This window comes from Bacteroidota bacterium, from assembly GCA_030706565.1.
GTDB lineage: Bacteria > Bacteroidota > Bacteroidia > Bacteroidales > JAUZOH01 > JAUZOH01.
Genome location: JAUZOH010000556.1, coordinates 1 through 2,007 on the forward strand (window position 1 = coordinate 1; position 2,007 = coordinate 2,007).

A 2,007-nucleotide genomic window follows, 5' to 3' on the forward strand; every position below is an offset into this window, starting at 1 on the left:
AATAAAACAATTCAATATAAGTTTGGCATTTCTTACGTTTCCCTTCAAAATGCCCGTGAAAATCTGAAATCGGAAGATTCAGAATGGGACTTCAATAAGATCATGGCAAGTGCTATGTCAGCTTGGAACGGATACCTCGGAAGAATAGAGGTTGCAGGAGGTTCGGCTGAACATACCGCTCAATTTTATACACATCTGTATCATTCCCTGGCCCATCCTAATATTTGCAACGATGTTAATGGCGAGTATGTTGGGGCTGATAATAAAATCTATAAAGTTGCGAAAGGAAATTATTATACATCCTTTAGTAACTGGGATACTTACCGCACCCAGATTCAACTTATTAGCATGCTGGCCCCAAAGGAAACAGGAGAAATGGTAAATTCCATTATTAAGTTCGCCGAATTATCAGGTGGAGGATTTCCGCGCTGGGTACTGGCAAATACCGAAACCGGCATCATGCAGGGCGACCCTACTTCAATTCTTGTATCTAATGCGAGTGCATTTGGGGTGAATAATTTTGATAAAAAAGCCGCTTTGAAAGTAATGCGGCGTGGTGCTGAAATTCCAGATACCAAATCACAGGATATTTTAACGCGCCCCTTCCTCAATCAGTATCTTCAAAAGGGCTATATGAATGCGTCCATGATGCTGGAATACACTTCGGCCGATTTTGCCATAGCCCAGTTTGCTTTGCAGTCGTTTGACAACAAAGCTCTTTATAATACTTATCTTAAAAGGGCTCAACTCTGGAAGAATTTGTATAATCCGCAGACGAACTGGTTACAATCCAGAAACGAAGACGGTTCCTGGAAAAAATATGATGAAGACTGGCGGGAAGCCAGCTATAAAAATTATTTCTGGATGATCCCTTATAATCTGAAAGGATTAATAGGTCTGATTGGAGGTAAAAAAATTGCCGAAGACCGTTTGGACGATTTCTTTAAACGAATTGATGCCAGTTATGGCCAGGAATGGTTCGCTTCAGGTAATGAACCTGATTTTGAGGTTCCCTGGACGTATAATTGGACGGACGCTCCTTATAAAACTCAAACCATTGTTCGCCGCATTATTAAGGAGCAATATTCAAACCGCGATAACGGCCTTCCCGGTAACGACGATCTTGGAGCAATGGGGGCTTGGTATGTTTTTGCAAATATTGGGATGTTCCCGATGATTCCTGGCGTAGCTGGTTTTTCAATTAACAGCCCCTCGTTTCCTGTTGTAAAAATTCATCTTGGTTCTGGCAAAACTCTCCTGATTAGAGGAGGTGACGAAGATAAAGCGTATGTCAATGGGTTGAAAATGAATAAAAAAGAGTTTGATGGTACCTGGATTCCCTGGAGTAGTATAAGGAATGGGGGAGAACTCTTGTTTCAACTATCTGCCGGGCCAAATAAAAAATGGGGTACAGGCACAGAACCCCCATCATTCGAATGAAATTTCTTTTTCAATATAAAATCCTATAAATATGCGGTTAAATTCATTGGCATTATCATTGTTATTAATCTTTTCGCTGGTTGCTGGGAATCTTTCAGGGCAACAAATGCGGAATGATTTGCCGGATTGGGCTTTGGGTAATTTTACAAGACCTGGTGGCGTAAATCCTATTGTTTTTCCTGATGAACATTCGCGATTTATGGATCCAATGACTGGTAAGTTGCTGGACTGGGAGTCGAACGATACGTTTAATCCTGCTGCGGTAGCAAAAGATGGAAAAATATATATTCTCTACCGGGCTGAGGATAAATCCGGACAGGGAATAGGAGGTAGAACTTCGAGGATTGGTATTGCCGAAAGTGTTGATGGTTTAAAAGTCAAGCGCAGTAAAGAACCTGTATTATTTCCTGCAGATGATAATCAAAAGGAATTTGAGTGGACCGGTGGTTGCGAAGATCCGCGGGTTGCCGTAACCGAAGATGGAACCTATCTGATGCTCTATACCCAATGGAACCACAAAGTTCCTCGTTTGGCAGCAGCTACTTCAAGAGATTTGGTCCATTGGAA

Annotated in this window: 2 protein-coding genes; both read left to right on the forward strand. The window is 41.8% G+C overall.

The features are described from left to right. The coding region (locus Q8907_16725) for a glycoside hydrolase family 92 protein (GenBank protein MDP4275913.1) at positions 1–1,440 on the forward strand (1,440 nt) is incomplete at its 5' end. A 106-nt stretch (positions 1,441–1,546) separates the two neighbouring features. Then, on the forward strand, positions 1,547–2,007 hold a 461-nt coding region (locus Q8907_16730; GenBank protein MDP4275914.1), incomplete at its 3' end, for a hypothetical protein.